18 protein-coding genes and 1 pseudogene are annotated in these 15774 nt (G+C 59.4%); 12 read left to right on the top strand and 7 right to left on the bottom strand.

What is annotated here, in order from left to right:
• Window positions 1–6: 6 nt before the first annotated feature.
• Together ATY02_RS15060 and ATY02_RS15055 are read right to left on the bottom strand one after the other, a co-directional pair.
• The gene (locus ATY02_RS15060; RefSeq protein ID WP_141698202.1) at window positions 7–447 is read right to left on the bottom strand and encodes a hypothetical protein; all 441 of its coding nucleotides are present in this window, start codon (window positions 445–447) and stop codon (window positions 7–9) included.
• A 164-nt stretch (window positions 448–611) separates the two neighbouring features.
• The gene (locus ATY02_RS15055) at window positions 612–971 is read right to left on the bottom strand and encodes a DUF2388 domain-containing protein (RefSeq protein WP_225926529.1); all 360 of its coding nucleotides are present in this window, start codon (window positions 969–971) and stop codon (window positions 612–614) included.
• Between the two features lie 483 nt (window positions 972–1454).
• On the opposite strand from ATY02_RS15055, the gene ATY02_RS15050 reads away from it, so the two are divergent.
• A complete protein-coding gene (locus ATY02_RS15050) occupies window positions 1455–1724 on the top strand; it encodes a hypothetical protein (RefSeq protein ID WP_068586552.1) in 270 nt (89 codons plus the stop codon).
• 139 nt (window positions 1725–1863) lie between these two features.
• Here the strand turns inward: ATY02_RS15050 and ATY02_RS15045 are convergent, their stop codons facing one another.
• On the bottom strand, window positions 1864–2268 hold the full coding sequence (locus ATY02_RS15045) for a DUF3224 domain-containing protein (RefSeq protein ID WP_068586679.1): 405 nt from the start codon (window positions 2266–2268) through the stop codon (window positions 1864–1866).
• Window positions 2269–2460: 192 nt separating this feature from the next.
• On the opposite strand from ATY02_RS15045, the pseudogene ATY02_RS15040 reads away from it, so the two are divergent.
• The 3 genes and pseudogenes from ATY02_RS15040 to ATY02_RS15030 form a co-directional block, all read left to right on the top strand.
• Window positions 2461–2736, top strand: a pseudogene (locus tag ATY02_RS15040) (site-specific integrase); the annotation flags it as partial.
• 20 nt (window positions 2737–2756) lie between these two features.
• Entirely contained in the window at window positions 2757–4343 is a 1587-nt protein-coding gene (locus tag ATY02_RS15035; protein WP_068586558.1) for an ABC-F family ATPase, read from the top strand.
• A 165-nt stretch (window positions 4344–4508) separates the two neighbouring features.
• Window positions 4509–5696, top strand: a complete 1188-nt coding sequence (locus tag ATY02_RS15030; protein WP_068586561.1) for an MFS transporter — start codon at window positions 4509–4511, stop codon at window positions 5694–5696.
• 1 nt (window position 5697) lies between these two features.
• On the opposite strand, the gene ATY02_RS15025 is transcribed toward ATY02_RS15030, so the two are convergent.
• Window positions 5698–6735, bottom strand: a complete 1038-nt coding sequence (locus ATY02_RS15025; protein ID WP_068586566.1) for an alpha/beta hydrolase family protein — start codon at window positions 6733–6735, stop codon at window positions 5698–5700.
• 254 nt (window positions 6736–6989) lie between these two features.
• Complete coding sequence (locus ATY02_RS15020) at window positions 6990–7601, bottom strand: FMN-dependent NADH-azoreductase (RefSeq protein WP_068586569.1); 612 nt, start codon at window positions 7599–7601, stop codon at window positions 6990–6992.
• Between the two features lie 130 nt (window positions 7602–7731).
• On the opposite strand from ATY02_RS15020, the gene ATY02_RS15015 reads away from it, so the two are divergent.
• Together ATY02_RS15015 and ATY02_RS15010 are read left to right on the top strand one after the other, a co-directional pair.
• Window positions 7732–8640 (top strand): LysR substrate-binding domain-containing protein, encoded by a 909-nt coding sequence (locus ATY02_RS15015; protein ID WP_068586572.1) that lies wholly within the window; start codon window positions 7732–7734, stop codon window positions 8638–8640.
• A gap of 11 nt (window positions 8641–8651) precedes the next feature.
• Window positions 8652–8996: an MmcQ/YjbR family DNA-binding protein gene (locus ATY02_RS15010; protein ID WP_068586681.1), complete on the top strand. Its 345-nt coding sequence runs from the start codon at window positions 8652–8654 to the stop codon at window positions 8994–8996.
• On the opposite strand, the gene ATY02_RS15005 is transcribed toward ATY02_RS15010, so the two are convergent.
• Together ATY02_RS15005 and ATY02_RS15000 are read right to left on the bottom strand one after the other, a co-directional pair.
• Window positions 8993–9415, bottom strand: a complete 423-nt coding sequence (locus tag ATY02_RS15005) for a DUF1294 domain-containing protein (protein ID WP_068586684.1) — start codon at window positions 9413–9415, stop codon at window positions 8993–8995. The genes ATY02_RS15010 and ATY02_RS15005 overlap by 4 nt on opposite strands.
• Window positions 9412–10242 carry an undecaprenyl-diphosphate phosphatase gene (locus ATY02_RS15000; RefSeq protein ID WP_068586575.1) on the bottom strand — a complete coding sequence of 277 codons (831 nt, stop codon included), beginning with the start codon at window positions 10240–10242 and terminating at the stop codon, window positions 9412–9414. Before ATY02_RS15000 ends, ATY02_RS15005 begins: the two co-directional genes overlap by 4 nt.
• 294 nt (window positions 10243–10536) lie before the next feature.
• Here ATY02_RS15000 and ATY02_RS14995 point away from each other — a divergent pair, with 294 nt between their 5' ends.
• The 6 genes from ATY02_RS14995 to ATY02_RS14970 all read left to right on the top strand — a co-directional run bounded on the left by ATY02_RS14995 (window position 10537) and on the right by ATY02_RS14970 (window position 15763).
• On the top strand, window positions 10537–12171 hold the full coding sequence (locus ATY02_RS14995; RefSeq protein WP_068586685.1) for a methyl-accepting chemotaxis protein: 1635 nt from the start codon (window positions 10537–10539) through the stop codon (window positions 12169–12171).
• A 121-nt stretch (window positions 12172–12292) separates the two neighbouring features.
• On the top strand, window positions 12293–12856 hold the full coding sequence (gene pnuC, locus ATY02_RS14990) for a nicotinamide riboside transporter PnuC (protein WP_068586579.1): 564 nt from the start codon (window positions 12293–12295) through the stop codon (window positions 12854–12856).
• Entirely contained in the window at window positions 12853–13377 is a 525-nt protein-coding gene (locus ATY02_RS14985; RefSeq protein WP_068586581.1) for an AAA family ATPase, read from the top strand. Before pnuC ends, ATY02_RS14985 begins: the two co-directional genes overlap by 4 nt.
• A gap of 330 nt (window positions 13378–13707) precedes the next feature.
• Window positions 13708–14151, top strand: a complete 444-nt coding sequence (locus tag ATY02_RS14980) for a hypothetical protein (RefSeq protein ID WP_068586583.1) — start codon at window positions 13708–13710, stop codon at window positions 14149–14151.
• A gap of 1 nt (window position 14152) precedes the next feature.
• Window positions 14153–14731, top strand: a complete 579-nt coding sequence (locus ATY02_RS14975) for an adhesin (protein ID WP_068586586.1) — start codon at window positions 14153–14155, stop codon at window positions 14729–14731.
• A 63-nt stretch (window positions 14732–14794) separates the two neighbouring features.
• Window positions 14795–15763 carry a heme utilization protein gene (locus ATY02_RS14970; RefSeq protein ID WP_068586592.1) on the top strand — a complete coding sequence of 323 codons (969 nt, stop codon included), beginning with the start codon at window positions 14795–14797 and terminating at the stop codon, window positions 15761–15763.
• The last annotated feature ends 11 nt before the right edge of the window (window positions 15764–15774 follow it).

Here is a 15774-nt window from a genome sequence, read left to right as displayed (position 1 = left end):
CGCCGTTTACGGCAGGAATCGCGTGCCACAAGCGTGGCATAGCCAGGTGCGGCGCCACTCTTGCAACTTGTCGTACTGCGCGACGTTGAATTTCCAATGGCGAACGAATCCAATCACACCGACGGTGATCAATATCGAGCCCATGAAGAACCTCGTCCAATCCACACCCCAGAACGTATTCATAAGTTTGAGGCCGTCGTACAAGATGATGGCGCCAACCCCCGTGAGGATCACTGGGCCAAGCAAGCGTTTACCTGGAGGTGGACCGACGCTAGCGGCCAAGTAGGTCTGATGCCGACCTGTAGTTTCGACGGTCACGCCTGGCCCGAATCCGGATTGTGCGTGATGGGTTGCTTGTATGTGAGTAGTACCAGCAGCATGTATGACGGACAGTAGCTGTACGTTTTGGCCTTGGCATTGCGGACAGCAGATGGCGTTGTTGCTCACCACGTAATCATTCCTTTGAAGGGCGGGAAAGGCCCATTCTAAGATAATGTGCTCCTTCTATGTATCTGAAATCCAAGTTGATGCTCGCAGGCAGTAGGTATGTTCCAAATGCAATAAGCCCAACGTGGTGCTGGGCTCGTTACGAGTGGCCGATATGCATTTCGCTAGCGATATCCGTAAACCAAAACCGCTTGAGCTAGCCTGATGTCGCTGACCGTACGCGTTTTACTCTGAGTACGTAGCACCTCAAATGCAGCCTCCAAGCTCGCGCTTCGAATAACGCCATCACTTGCGACGAAGGCTGCCGCATCATTGCGAGCGGCAAGTATTTTTGGATCGCCTTTCTTGGCGCTGTTCTGGGTACTTGCTTGACTGTCTTCGGTGAGGGTAACGGGGAAAAGAGTCACAGCAAGACTCGATGAAACAACTGCACCAAAGGCCGACACTTTCACGCCGCCATCACCTGCGATTACAGGAGAGCTGCACGGAAGACCGAACATAAGTACAACAACCAGTTTGCGCAAAAAATCCACTCCATGGGTGAGAGTCATCCTTTAGAGGCTGAATCTATCGTCTTCCTGTCCGAGCATCCAGTGCGGATGAAATGCCAGTAGCAGCCGTAGCAGCGTTTCGCCTCCGACCATCTAGGAGTGCTTCGCGACCCTTCGCACCCATCGTATTTCGTCGCAATTTACGCTGACATACCTAGCTCCTCAGGGCTCATGGCCCACACCTCAGAGTGAAACCGCAGCGAAGGTATCGAGCCCGAAGCTTTGCGCTCATTGCCTCCGCGCGTCCCTGCCTTGATCCCCCAGGCTCCTGATCTACACTCCCCCGGACCGGCAGTAGGCTCGTATCGGTGTTTTCCCAAGCACCCGGGTTCACAGTAAATCGGAGTAGGGATGCTCGGAAAACCATTCAGGAAATGGATTCCGGAAACCATTCAATAGACGGGGCGAACTCCGAAAAGCCAGACGAGTAGGAATTTAAATATGGAGATTTAATTCATGACAGCTCAAGAGCATTCCGTTGGTGGATGGACCCCTTACCACCCGCTGACTACCGAGGAAAAAAAGGTATTCGAGGAAGCGATAGCTGGCGTCATTGGTGTGAAGTACGTCCCTAAAGAAGTTTCGAGCCAGGTCGTAAATGGCACAAACTATCGCTATCTGACAGTAGCAACCCTACCGGGCTCATCAGGATCCTGGAATGCCATCGTGGAAATCTATGCGCCCATTAAAGGCAAACCGTACATCACGCAAATTATCCGAATTTAAGTTGTTGTGAAGCCCTTCGGGTCCGCAGCAATTGCGAGACCCGAAGACTACCCGCAGCGCCCTCTTCCACCCCCTGTCCTTCTGATCGACGACGTCGCTGCGGCCTGAGCATCCGGCGCTACCAGCCAGTGAGCAAGGGTCAGTTCTGACCTGGTAGTTCGTACTCAAATTTGTATGAATGCTGCCCGTCGGTGATCGTAATGATCATGCTGCCAACCAGCCCGGAAAGCGCTTCAGTACCGGAATCTGGTACGACGTTGATGGACTGAACGGGGGCTCCACGACTCATGGTCGAACTATGTTGAAGCACGAAGCTGCCACGGCGGCCGTTCAATGTTCCATGCACGGTTTCCATGGCAACGTAGCCTGCAGAACCTTGAACGCTACTGCGAAACGACAGCATTTCGCCTTTGCTGATCGCGTCCAGATCGCCATGGAATTGCTTGTCTAGAGACATCCGGCCAAGCCCCGTCCCCTCGGCAGTGACACTCAAGGACTCCGGATTTAGCGATACTTCAAACGGCCCATTGGCTGTGTAATTCATGTCAAACCCTCTTTTGCCCGGCTCCATGCCGGCCATGCGTCATACCCCATCCCACGCCAAATATCCATCATGCCGCCATCCGCCCGGAGGACGGCGCATACCCAGGAGAAGACCATGGCATACCTTGCCCGCGTCAACCCGAAGTACTTCACCGCGATCCAGCAGTGCGCGGCCAAAGATATCCGCTACGACCTAAAGCAGACGCCAGGCCTGCACAAGCATTGGGTGCCGGTGCTGAATGAGCCGTGGATTAGGAGGAGGCCCCCATACAACTGTCGTCACACCTATGCGACAATATGCTCAATGTCCGGCCTTAACCCCGCATTTATCGCCCAACAGCTGGGTCACAGCATGCAAATGCTGCTGTCGACGTATGCCCGTTGGCTCAACTCAAGCTCCGACTGGAGCGAGCTGGAAAAGCTCAAGATTGGTATCAAATCGGTATCAGCTGAAAATCCGGCTTCGTAAGTTACTGATAGGTAAGCATTTTGATCTCCACCGCCAACATCACCATGCAGTTCGGCGCCAAGCCGCTGTTCGAGAACGTTTCGGTCAAATTCAACAACGGCAACCGCTATGGCCTGATTGGCGCCAACGGTTGCGGCAAGTCGACCTTCATGAAAATTCTCGGTGGTGACCTCGAACCCTCCAGCGGCCAGGTCATGCTCGAGCCGAACGTCCGCCTGGGTAAATTGCGCCAGGACCAGTTCGCCTACGAAGAATTCACGGTGATCGACACCGTGATCATGGGCCATGAGGAATTGTGGCGGGTCAAGGCCGAGCGCGACCGGATCTACTCGCTGCCGGAAATGACCGAAGAAGACGGCATGGCCGTGGCCGAGCTGGAAACAGAATTCGCCGAAATGGATGGCTATACCGCCGAGTCTCGTGCCGGTGAACTGCTGCTGGGCCTGGGCATTCCCCTGGAGCAGCATTTCGGCTCCATGACCGAAGTAGCCCCAGGCTGGAAGCTCCGGGTCCTGCTGGCCCAGGCGCTGTTCTCCAACCCGGAAGTGCTGCTGCTGGACGAGCCGACCAACCACTTGGACATCAACACCATTCGCTGGCTGGAAAACATTCTCACGGCGCGTAACAGCACCATGATCATCATTTCCCACGACCGGCACTTCCTTAATAGCGTCTGCACCCACATGGCCGACCTGGACTACGGTGAACTGCGCCTGTTCCCAGGCAACTATGACGAGTACATGACCGCCGCGACCCAATCTCGCGAGCAACTGCTGGCCGACAACGCCAAGAAAAAAGCCCAGATCGCCGAACTGCAGACCTTCGTCAGCCGCTTCTCGGCCAACGCCTCGAAAGCCAAGCAGGCAACCTCCCGTGCCAAGCAGATCGACAAAATCCAGCTGGCCGAAGTCAAGCCATCGAGCCGGGTCAGCCCCTTCATTCGCTTCGAGCAGACCAAGAAACTGCATCGCCAAGCCGTCACCCTGGAAAAGGTCTCCAAGGGTTTCGAGGGCAAGCAGCTGTTCAAGGATTTCAGTTTCACCATCGAAGCGGGCGAACGCGTTGCAATCATCGGCCCCAACGGCATTGGCAAGACCACCCTGCTGCGCACCCTGGTAGGCGAGTTGACTCCGGATGCCGGCGCAGTGAAATGGACCGAAAGCGCGGAAGTCGGCTACTACGCCCAGGACCACGCCCATGATTTCGAAGACGATGTCAGCCTGTTCGAGTGGATGGGCCAGTGGACCCAGGGCGAACAGATGATCCGTGGCACCCTCGGCCGCATGTTGTTCTCCAACGACGAGATCCAGAAGTCGGTCAAGGTGATTTCCGGTGGTGAGCAGGGTCGCATGCTGTTCGGCAAGCTGATCCTGCAAAAGCCCAACGTGCTGCTGATGGACGAACCGACCAACCACCTGGACATGGAATCCATCGAAGCGTTGAACCTGGCCCTGGAGAACTACCCAGGCACCCTGCTGTTCGTCAGCCACGACCGTGAGTTCGTATCGTCCCTGGCCACTCGTATCATCGAGCTGAGCCCCGACGGTGTGACTGACTTCAGCGGCACCTACGACGACTACCTGCGTAGCCAGGGCGTATTGTTCTAAGCCACCGCAAGCTGCAAGCGTCAAACTAAAGCCCCATCACTCGTGATGGGGCTTTTTGCATCGGCTCGATTCATCACCCCCTGGGATAAATAGTTAGCCAGCTTCCTTTTACCTTCGCGGCACGCGATGATGCGCTCCTCTAACCGCCACCCGCGAAGAGCCTCCATGCCCGAGCGTCAACCGCCCGCCCAAAGCTCCATGGCGATCACCCTGCAGATCGTTTCCATCGTCTTCTATACCTTTATCGCCTTCCTCTGCATTGGTTTGCCAATCGCCGTGCTGCCGGGATATGTCCACGAAGAACTGGGGTTCAGCGCGATAGTCGCCGGGGTGACCATAGGCTCGCAGTACTTGGCCACCTTGCTCAGCCGCCCCCTGGCCGGGCGTCTGTCGGACACCGTGGGCACCAAGCACGCAATCATCTACGGCCTGCTGGGCATTGTGCTGAGCGGCCTGCTGACCCTGGTATCGGTGCTGCTGCAAAACCTGCCCTGGCTGAGCCTGGCAGTGCTGCTGGCGGGACGCCTGCTACTGGGGGTCGCTCAAGGCTTGATCGGGGTTGGCACCATCAGTTGGTGCATGGGACAGGTAGGAACCGAGCACACTGCCCGATCGATCTCCTGGAATGGCATTGCCTCCTACGGCGCAATAGCCATAGGTGCACCCCTTGGGGTGGTGATGGTCCAGCAATATGGCTTCGCCAGCCTGGGTATCGCCCTGTCGGCCCTGGCGCTGGCGGCGCTACTGTTGATACGCAACAAGCCTTCGGTGCCCGTGGTACGGGGCGAACGCCTGCCTTTCTGGGCGGTTTTCGGGCGCATTGCACCGTTCGGTGTGAGCCTGAGCCTGGCCTCCATCGGCTATGGCACGCTGACCACATTCATCACCCTGTTCTACCTGAGCCTTGGCTGGAACGGCGCAGCCTATTGCCTCACGGTATTTGGCGTGTGCTTCATCTGTTCACGCTTGTTGTTCATTTCCAGCATCGGCCGTTTTGGCGGCTTTCGCTCGGCTATCGCTTGCATGTGTGTCGAGACCCTGGGGCTGAGCCTGCTCTGGCTGGCACCATCCCCCAGCTGGGCATTGGTGGGTGCGGGCCTTACCGGTTTCGGCCTGTCGTTGGTCTATCCGGCCTTGGGCGTGGAGGCCATCAAGCAAGTTCCCAATAGCAGTCGGGGTGCCGGCTTGAGTGCCTACGCCGTGTTCTTCGACCTGGCACTGGCCGTAGCCGGGCCGCTGATGGGCGCGATTGCGCTGAACCTGGGCTATTCGTGGATCTTCTTCTGCGCCGCATTGTTGTCACTCAGCGGCCTGGGACTGACCCTGCTGCTCAAGCGCCGCAGCGGCGCCTGAGTCACTGATCGGCGGTCTGCATCCCTGCCCTGTTCGGTCTCCCCAGGGTCTGGGCGAAGAACTTGCCCGCCTCAGCAATCAGGTTGCGATGAATGTCCTCGCGATCGACGCCATCAGCGTCGGTACACAAGGCCGGCATCGCGGCCAATTGTTCGGCACTGCACGGTGCCATGAAGATAAAGTGCCCGGCCCCGGCCAGTAACTTGAAATCTGGGGCCACCGGCAGCTTGCGCGCCAGGGCCGCGGCATTCTTGTCCAGGGCGACCAGTTGGTCACCGTCTCCGCTGTACAGCAGTACGGGCACATGCACTCCGGCCAGGGTCTGGCGACCGAACTTGAGACTCAACGGCGCCATGAGCATCAATGCATGCACGCGCGGATCGGCCACTGGCGCCAGATCGTCACGATCGACGATCAGCTCGCCATGGGTATTGCAGGCATCCCGATCATCGGGCCGCTCCAGGCAATAACGCCGCAGGCGATCCAGGTCGGGAGTCGCGCCAGAAAGAATCAGGGCCGTTTCGCCACCGGCGGAGTAACCGATGACACCGACCTGGTCGGCATTGACGAACGGTGACAGCATCGGGTCGCTCAACGTGGCAGTGATGGCTTCGGATATCTGGATCGGCCGTCCATAGAGGTTGCTCAGGGTTCCCAGCCGACTGTAGTCCTTGGAGTTGTCACCCGGATGAATCACCGCCACCACGACAAATCCCTTACGCGCCAGCGATGTAGCCAAGTCATGCAAGGCCAGGGGCGTGCCGGTATTGCCATGGGAGAGCATCAGCATCGGGAAGCGACCGATAGCGATCTTGGCATCGCGAGAGGCCGCAATCTGATAACCCTCCAATGGGCTGGAGTGCTCGATCCCGGTGGACGGATAGAAGGCGATAGCCCGCATCGGTTGCAAGTCCAACGGGTCTAGGAACGTCATTTCATGGAAACCGACGCTCCAGCGCGGACCATGCGCAGGAGCAGCCTGCACCGAAACCAGGCCACTGAGCAGGAAGATCAGTAACAACGCACATTGACCTTTCATGACACGCCCACCTTTGCCGCTGGATCGAGAGCGCCTCTTCCCTCTGCCATCCCTTGCTGCCAAGGCCCTGGAACGGATCTGGCGTCGCAATGGAGCTACACGGGAAACAAGCCTCGCTTCGTGTGCTGCATAACTCGGGCCAGAAAACGTGAAAAACGCCAATGAAAAAACTCCGTACCCGATCACTGAAAGCAGTGACCGGAATACAGAGTCTAGTAGTGCTGACGCAGGGGGGAAGCGTCTTTACACAAGCCTTACGCGGCAGCGAAGAGCTGTTTGTTGATCTGTACCTGGGCGTCAGTCATGGCCTTGTTGCGCATGTCGTCGCCATAGGCCAGGCCATGGGCACGGACGAACTCGATATCGGTGATGCCCATGAAGCCGAACATGACCCGCAGGTAGTCCTCATGCCCCACCCCGGTAGGTTGGCCGACATGCAGGCCACCGGCGGTGGACACCACGATCACCTTCTTGTCGCCACACAAGCCCTGAGGGCCGGCTTCGGTATAGCGGAAGGTCTGGCCGGCTACCGCAATGCGATCGAACCAGGCCTTGAGCTGGCTGGGAATGGTGAAGTTGTACATGGGGGCTGCCACCACCACCGCATCGGCGGCGAGGAATTCGCTCAGGGTCTGGGCGCTAAGCTGGGCTTCGTGCTCCAGGGCCGCATCACGCAATTCGGCAACGGTACCCGCAGCAACCAGGGTAGCAGCGGAGAAATGACTGATCGCATCAGTAGCCAAATCGCGGTAGGTCACCACTGCCTGTGGCTCGGCGGCCTTCCAGGCCTGAACCACGTCGCGGCTCAGCTGACGGGAGGCCGAGTTGTCACCAAGAATGCTGGAATCGATATGCAAGAGTTTCATCTGGGATCTCCAAGTGAGGACCGCCACTTGGCGATCGAATGTTGTAAATCCTACCCATGAAACCAATAGCTGATTAGATGGTATAAATGCGATAGTTAATCCCATCAGCAGAACAATAGGGCCGTATCTCATGCAAGACCTCAACGACCTCTACTATTTCGCCAAAGTGGTCGAGGCTGGCGGATTCACAGCGGCCGGCCGGCTGCTGGGGATACCCAAGTCGCGCCTGTCGCGGCGCATCGCCGAGTTGGAGGAACGACTTAATGCCCGGCTGCTGCAGCGCACCACCCGACAACTGAAGCTGACGGCCGTGGGCGAGCGATACTTGCGCCATTGCCAGGCCATGTTGTTGGAGGCGGCAATGGCCGATGAAGCCGTGGCCAGCATGGCCAGCGAGCCTCGCGGTCGGCTCCGGGTATCGAGCCCGGTCGGCCTGGCCCATGAGCTACTGACCCCCCTGGTGAGCAGCTTCCTGCAAAAGTATCCGCAAGTGCAGTTGGAGATGCTCCTGCTCAATCGTCGTGTCGACCTGATCAACGAAGGCGTCGATGTGGCGCTGCGGGTACGCGAGCAAGGTGATGAGGACCCGCTGCTGGTCACTCGGCGCCTGCGCCAGGCGCAGACCGCGATAGTCGCAAGCCCGGCATTCCTGCAACGCCATCCAGTGGAGCATCCGGATGACCTGCGCCACCTGCCGATCCTTGGCGCCCTGGAAGCGGACCGCCTGGTGCATCTGCGCCTACTGGACGAGCAAGGCAACGCCCATGAACTGGCCCTGGAAGCACGCCTTGGGATCGACGACTTCATTGTACGCAGGGCCTGCGCCCTCGCCGGCCTTGGATGCACAGTGCTGCCGATGCTCTATTGCGAAGAGGAACTGAGCAGCGGCCAACTGATCCAGTTGCTGCCACAATGGTCTCTGCCCGGTGGTTGGCTGCAAGCGGTATACCCCCATCGCCGTGGCGTGATGCCAGCCGTGCGGGCCTGGATCGATCACCTGCGCGAATCCTTCGAAGCCTGTGGAGACAGATTGCTGTGAAAGCCCCACTGATGGATCAAGAGCAAGTGGCACAGTTTTGCCTGGGACTGCCCGGTGCCCGGGAAGACTACAAATGGGGAGGTGTGCGGGTGTTCTCGATTGCCGGGACCAAGATGTTCGCCCTGCAGAACCTGCGGGGCGAATCCCTGGCCTTCAAGGTCGACCCTGAGCTGTTCCTCGGCCATGTCGACCGCCCCGGTGTTTCTCCTGCGCCCTACCTGGCTCGCGCCCACTGGGTCATATTGCGCGTGCCCTACCCCCTGGAAGCGGCTGAGTTGAAGCAACTGTTGCAGCGCTCGCATCAGTTGGTGGTGGCCAAGCTACCCAAACGGGCGCAGGTCGGATTGCAGATCTAGATCCAGCTCAACAGGCCGCTCTCAAGAAACAGTCGATCGATCCAGAACACCTGGTGCAAGGCCACGATCAACCAAAACACGGTCTGATAGGACAGCTTGCGGGTCTTGTGTCGCACTAGTTGTTGCGCCAGCAAGGCCCCGGGCCAGCCACCCGCCAGCTCCAGGGCATGCAGGACGTTCTCGGGCGTACGTTGCCCCTGGTCCCGGGCCCGACGTTTGTCGTGCCAGTAGACCAGGAACGTCAGCAGGCTGACCGCGCCGTAGGCCAGCAGAGGAATGGCCGAGACGCCCCGCCACCACAGGGACAGGGCGCCGAACAATGGCAAGGCGCACAACAGGACGAAGACCAGCAGCTTGCTCCTGGCATGCTGAACCCGCCCAGCATTGCCCGGACGCCCTTCTTGACGGCTGCCCTTCACGCCTTGGCCGCCGCCCAATCGACCCAACCGAACTGCCAGGTCGCCAGGATCAGCAGGCCAAAGGCGATGCGATACCAGGCGAATGCCGCATAACTGTGGCTGGCAATGAATTTCAGCAACCCCTTGACCGCAATCATCGCGAAGATGAACGCGGTGACAAAGCCGATGGCGAACACCGGCAAGTCGTCAGGTTGGAACAGATGGCGGTACTTGTAGCCGGAGTACACCGCCGCCCCGACCATGGTTGGCATGGCCAGGAAGAACGAGAACTCGGTCGCGGTCTTGCGCGACAGGCCGAAGAGCAAGCCACCGATGATGGTCGAGCCGGAGCGCGAGGTTCCTGGAATCATTGCCAGGCACTGGATGAACCCCACCTTGAGGGCGTCCTTCCAGGTGATTTCATCGACGCTCTCGGCATGGACCTGATGCTGGCGACGCTCGGCCCACAACATGATGATCCCGCCAATCACCAGCGCCGTGGCCACGGTGATCGGGTTGAACAGATAAGCGTGGATCAGGTCGGCGAAAATCACCCCCAGCACCACTGCCGGGAAAAACGCCACCATCAGGTTGACCGTAAAACGCCGGGCCTTGGGCTGGGTGGGCAGGCCCACTACCACATCGAAGATCTTGCGGCGGAATTCCCAGACAACTGCCAGGATCGCGCCCAACTGGATGATGATGTTGAAGGCCATTGCCCGTTCGCCACCAAAATCCAGCAAGTCGGCCACAATGATCTGGTGCCCGGTGCTACTGATGGGTAAAAACTCGGTGAGCCCTTCGACAATCCCGAGTATCAATGCTTGTACGGCGGTCCAAAGATCCATCAATCCCCCAATGAGGCCCTGCTCGTGGCATGCCTCTTTTTAAATATTCAAAGCCTTCACGGCGTCGATCACAGCCAAAACCGCAGGGCTGGCAAGATCAACACAAGCCCATGAAAAATCTGTGAAAAACTCAGAAAACTTCAGGTTTTGTGTAAAGGCGCCGAAATCCTAGCAGACAGGCGCAAAATGCGCCGCGATGTTATTGGACTTCCGTAGGGTTGGCGCTCGCAGGCAGGCATGCTTGGATGCTTACGAGCTTTTATGACAAGAACAAGAATCTGGAGTGACCGGATGATGAATAGCCTACGCAAGATGTCCATCAGCCAGCGCCTGTGGCTGATCCTGGTCGTGGCAGTGCTGACCCTGGTAACCCTGGGCGTGATGATGCTCAAGCAGATTCATGACGACCTGTACCAGGCCAAGGCGCAGAAAACCCAGCATGTGGTGCAGACCGCCGCTGGCGTACTGAACTACTACCAGGGCCTGGAAGCCTCCGGCAGCCTGAGCCGCGAACAGGCGCAGCAGCAGGCACTGCAGGCGGTCCGTGGCCTGCGCTACAACCAGAATGACTATTTCTGGATCAACGACCTGACGCCGGTGATGATCATGCACCCGGCCAACCCCAAGCTTGATGGACAGAACCTGGGCGCTATCAAGGACCCGGACGGTTTCCAGGTATTCAACGAAATGGTGGCGGTGGCCAAGGCCAAGGGTGCCGGCATGGTCGATTACCGCTGGCCCAAGCCCGGAGCCCAGGAGCCGGTGCAGAAGACCTCCTATATCCAACTGTTCCAGCCTTGGGGCTGGATCATCGGCTCCGGGGTGTACATCGATGACCTGCAGGAAGAGTTCTATGCCCAGGTATTGCGTGCGTCCTCGGTTGGCCTGGTGATCGCCCTGCTGATGGGCGCCCTGGTGGTACTGATCGTGCGCAGTATCGTCAGCCCGCTGCGTGAGGCCGTGCACGCCATGGCCAATATCGCCAGCGGTGAAAGCGACCTGACCCGTACCCTGGATACCCACGGCCAGGATGAAGTCACCGAGCTGGCCCGCCACTTCAACGGCTTCACCGCCAAATTGCGTGGCGTCGTGACCCAATTGCAGGCCAGCGCAGCCGCCCTGGAGCAATCCTCCAGCGAACTGGGCAGCAATGCCTCCGAGGCCCAGGAGCGCAGCCAACAGCAATCCTTACAAATGGAACAGGTGGCAGCCGCCATCAGCCAGGTCACCACCGGCGTCCAGGACGTGGCGCGCAATGCCGAACAGGCCGCCGACGAAGTGCGCGAGGCCGAGGTCCAGGCCCAGCAAGGCCAGGTCAATATCGACAGCAGCCTGCAACAGATCGACCAACTGTCAGGCACCATCGATCAGGCCGTGGAGGTGATCCGTACCCTGGCCACCGAAAGCACCCAGATCGGTACGGTGCTGGAGGTGATCCGCTCCATCGCCGAACAAACCAACCTCCTGGCCCTGAATGCCGCTATCGAGGCCGCCCGCGCCGGCGAGCAGGGCCGGGGTTTTGCCGTAGTCGCCGACGAGGTGCGCCTGCTGGCCCAGCGCACCCAGCAATCCACTGCGGAAATCCAGGGCATGATCGAGCGCCTGCAAAATCACTCCGAAGCGGCCGTCAAGGTCATCGGCGACAGCAGCCGGGCCTCGCAACTGACCATCGAGCAAGCCGGCCTGGCTGGGGCCAGCCTCAGCGCCATCGGCCAGGCGCTGCATACCCTCAACAACCTCAATGCCTCGATTGCCAGCGCTACCCTGCAGCAAGCCCATGTCGTGGAGGACATCAATCACAACGTCGGCCAGGCCGCCGGGCTGTCCCAGGGCACGGCCCTGGCGGCCCAGCACTCCAGTACTGCCAGCCGCCACCTCAAGGAGTTGTCCGAACAGCTCAATGGCCTGCTCCGGCAATTCCGCGTCTGATTTCGCGGTGCGTGCGAATCCGCCGGTGCTGGTTGCACAGGTGGATTCGGGCAAGGCCTGACGCACGGCCCCTACTCTGGGTACAATCCGCCCCCTTTCGCCATTTCCCCAAGGAACCGCCATGTCCGGGCTTGAACTGTTTGCCGCTGCGCTCGGCGTCATCGCCGTCTGGCTGACGGTCAAGCAAAACCCCTGGTGCTGGCCCATCGGCCTGGTCATGGTGCTGCTCTACAGCTGGATCTTCTACGAGGTCAAACTCTATTCCGACATGCTGCTGCAGGTGGTCTATGCCGCGCTGCAGCTCTATGGCTGGTGGCAATGGACCCGCGGCGGCGAGCAGCACCAGGGGCGTCCAGTCAGCCAGCTGCAATACCCGGCGCTGCTCCAGGGACTGGCTCTGGGCGCTCTTGGCAGTCTGCTGCTGGGGGCCGCCATGGCCCATTGGACCGATGCCGCCCAACCCTGGCTCGATGCCGCCCTGACGGCTTTCAGCCTGGTGGCGCAATGGTGGATGGCACAAAAGCGTGTGCAGTGCTGGCCATTGTGGGTCGCGGTAGATGTGATCTTCGTCGGCCTGTTCATCTATAAGGCGCTGTATCTCACTGCGGCCCTATATGCCTTGTTCACCCTGCTGGCCATCCAGGGCTGGCGCAGCTGGCGTGCCGATCCGGCCTTGCAACCATGAAGATCCTGGTCCTTACCGGCCCCGAGTCCAGCGGCAAGAGCTGGTTGGCGGCCGAGCTGCAAGCTCACTTCGGTGGCCTTCAGGTCGCTGAATACGTGCGTCATTTCATGGAACAGGAGCGCCGCGACACCTGCCTGGCCGATATTCCCGAAATCGCCCGAGGCCAACTGGCCTGGGAGGATCAGGCTCGGGCACAGCAACCTGAACTGCTGATTCTCGATACTCACCTGCTGAGCAATATGCTCTGGAGCCAGGTCCTGTTCCACGACTGCCCGCTGTGGCTGGAAGAACAGCTACTGGCCCGGCATTACGACCTGCACCTGCTGCTATCGCCCCAAGGCGTGCCCTGGAGCGGCGACGGCCTGCGCTGCCAGCCACAACTGGCCCAGCGCCAGGCGTTCTTCGACGCCACGCAGCAGTGGCTGGAACAACACCGGCAAACCTATCGGGTCATCGGCGGTGACTGGTCGGCTCGTCGCCAGCAAGCCTTCGAACTGGTCCGGCAGTACCTGCTGGATTGATCGCTGGCGGCCAATCAAGGCTGCCAGTGTCCATTCCTGAAACACTCCTGCGCAGACCCGCCCGCCATTTTCCTGGGCCAACACGGCTAATCGGCAAAACTGTTAAGCCTGCGATACAACAGCCCAGCAACCCGCATTCCAGAGCATTGCCAGGGTTATGGCCATTGGCCGCTGGCCAATGCTGTCTCATCCATGAAACAGCTTCTTTGCGTATTCGCCTTGAGAATTCGCAAGCCCTTGATTACTCGAAATAAATGAAAACCGGCACGGCTTCTGCTCTCTCCCTCTCAACGCTGACTAGGGCCAGCACTGAGAAGAAGGAATACCGCCGTGGGGACTCTACCTAGAAGTTTTACCCGCCTGATGCTGATCAGTTGTGCCGTCAGCGCAGTGTGCAGCCTTCCGGCTCTGGCGGCAGGCAATGGCGAGATCGTGCTTGAACGCCAGGTGCACCCGACTATGGCTGGTCGCCCGCTGAACCTCGACAACAACCCCACCACCGTCAATGCCAACCCTTCTGGCCTGGTCACCAGCATGGCCAATGATGAAATGACCGACAGCGAGTTCGCCGGTATCAGCAGCGGCTCCCTGGTCCGGGGAGCGGTGATGCCCAATGGCACCGGGGTTGCCGGTATGAACGTCATCACCAACTCCGATGGCCTGCCGGGCATGGCCGCAGGCCACGGCGGTGGCTCCGGAAGCACCATTTCCAACTCGATCAATCGCTCCATCAGTGCCGGCATGGCGCCCCTGAACAATATCGGAGGCCGTTGAGATGAAATGCTCATTGATCCTGCTGGCCCTGCTCGGCTGCACCTCGGCCATGGCCGATAGCGGTGCTCCGGTCCAGGACACTGCCACCCTGAGCAATTCCGGCGCCCGCTATACCGGCAACCTCAACATCAACCAGGCCGCCGGCGATCAGCAACAACAGACCAACGCCCGGGCGATCGCCATCGGCACCAATGCCAGTGCCAGCACCAGCGTGACCCAGAAAATCACTACGCCAGCCGACCGCTCGGTCAATGCCAGCAGCACCATCGGCGGCAACTCTTTCAGTAACGGCAGCGGCGCACTGGGCGTGAACCAGTCGTCCGGCGCCAACAACCAGATGGCCAATGCCCTGCGGATCAGCATCAGCGCCAATCCGCAAGGCATGGACGACAGCGCGCTTTCGCAGCAGAACGTTGCGCTGTCACCAAACTCAGGAGCACCTGATACCCATCAAGGCAGCCGCCAGGTCGCGACCAGCGACCAGGCCTTCACCGGCAGCCGGGGAGTCGTCCAGGTGAACCAGAGTGCCGGGGTGGGGAACCAGATGGCTAACACCCTGAGCATCCGGGTCGCAGACTGACCCTTCGTAGTGCGATTAGAAAGTACCAACACTTAACCAACTAATAAGCACCGGAGAAACACCATGAAACCAACAATGGCTCTCAAACCACTGGTTTTCGCACTGGCCGCCATCATGGCAATGGCTGCCCAGGCAGGTGGAAACAACAACCACGGTCACGGCGGCCACCATGGTAACCAAGGCCCGGATCTCAACACGCTGCTGCAAATCACCGCCGGGGCCGGTGCTGCAGTGACTGACGTCCAAGAAAGCGACACCAACGTGGTGAAAAACCAAGGCACCAACAACAACGCCAAGATCGAAAGCTCGTTGAACGGTTCCAACGGCAACATGGGCGCCAACGCCGCAGCCGGCGATGGCAACCAACAAGACAATGCCGCTGCCCTGGCCACCGCCGACGAAAACTTCATCTTCGGTAGCGCCATCGCCGTCTCCAGCGCCACCCAGGTGAACAACAACAACTACGTGAAAAACTCTTCAACCCAAAACAATGCCGTGCTCAACAACTCGGGCAACAACGGCTCCGGCAACATTGGCATGAACGTCACCTCCGGCGACTTCAACCAACAGAAAAACAACCTGGCAATCGCCGTATCCGGTGGTCGTGTAGCCACCGCAGCGGCTTCGGCCAACCAGTCCTCGACCAACCTGGTGGTGGATAACAAAGGCGTCCAGGCCTACAAAACCACCACCCTCAGTGGCGGCTTCGTAGCCTCCGGCACCTACAAAGGTACCGGCAGCGGCAAGATCGAAGGCGGCGACGATCATGGCCATGGCTATGGCGACAAAGGCCATGGCAACGACGATCAAAAACTCACCTTCAAGGAACAAGGCACTGTCGAACTGGCTGGCTACTGGACCCAGCAAGTGCTGACCAAAGACGGCTGGAAAAACCCAGTGGTCAACAACGCCAGCATGACCGGCTCGATGAATGGCTTCTCGGGCAACGGTGGGGCCAACGTCTCGGCCGGCGTGGGCAACCAACAAAGCAACTCGCTGTCCATCGCTGCCGGCTGCAAAGCCTGCATGTAGTCGCGATCGTA

Source organism: Pseudomonas sp. BIOMIG1BAC (genome assembly GCF_001705995.2).
GTDB lineage: Bacteria > Pseudomonadota > Gammaproteobacteria > Pseudomonadales > Pseudomonadaceae > Aquipseudomonas > Aquipseudomonas sessilinigenes.
The sequence above is the reverse complement of the archived record's forward strand: the minus strand, read 5'-3'. Positions and strand labels throughout refer to the sequence as shown.

Bases quoted from the DNA above. Each gene is read 5' to 3' on its own strand.
- ATY02_RS15020 (WP_068586569.1), bottom strand. From the start codon at position 7,601: ATGAAACTCTTGCATATCGATTCCAGCATTCTTGGTGACAACTCGGCC.
- ATY02_RS15000 (WP_068586575.1), bottom strand. From the start codon at position 10,242: ATGGATCTTTGGACCGCCGTACAAGCATTGATACTCGGGATTGTCGAA.
- ATY02_RS15010 (WP_068586681.1), top strand. From the start codon at position 8,652: ATGGATCAAGAGCAAGTGGCACAGTTTTGCCTGGGACTGCCCGGTGCC.
- ATY02_RS14985 (WP_068586581.1), top strand. From the start codon at position 12,853: ATGAAGATCCTGGTCCTTACCGGCCCCGAGTCCAGCGGCAAGAGCTGG.
- ATY02_RS15030 (WP_068586561.1), top strand. From the start codon at position 4,509: ATGCCCGAGCGTCAACCGCCCGCCCAAAGCTCCATGGCGATCACCCTG.
- ATY02_RS15050 (WP_068586552.1), top strand. From the start codon at position 1,455: ATGACAGCTCAAGAGCATTCCGTTGGTGGATGGACCCCTTACCACCCG.
- pnuC (WP_068586579.1), top strand. From the start codon at position 12,293: ATGTCCGGGCTTGAACTGTTTGCCGCTGCGCTCGGCGTCATCGCCGTC.
- ATY02_RS15025 (WP_068586566.1), bottom strand. From the start codon at position 6,735: ATGAAAGGTCAATGTGCGTTGTTACTGATCTTCCTGCTCAGTGGCCTG.
- ATY02_RS15045 (WP_068586679.1), bottom strand. From the start codon at position 2,268: ATGAATTACACAGCCAATGGGCCGTTTGAAGTATCGCTAAATCCGGAG.
- ATY02_RS14975 (WP_068586586.1), top strand. From the start codon at position 14,153: ATGAAATGCTCATTGATCCTGCTGGCCCTGCTCGGCTGCACCTCGGCC.
- ATY02_RS15015 (WP_068586572.1), top strand. From the start codon at position 7,732: ATGCAAGACCTCAACGACCTCTACTATTTCGCCAAAGTGGTCGAGGCT.
- ATY02_RS14995 (WP_068586685.1), top strand. From the start codon at position 10,537: ATGAATAGCCTACGCAAGATGTCCATCAGCCAGCGCCTGTGGCTGATC.
- ATY02_RS14970 (WP_068586592.1), top strand. From the start codon at position 14,795: ATGAAACCAACAATGGCTCTCAAACCACTGGTTTTCGCACTGGCCGCC.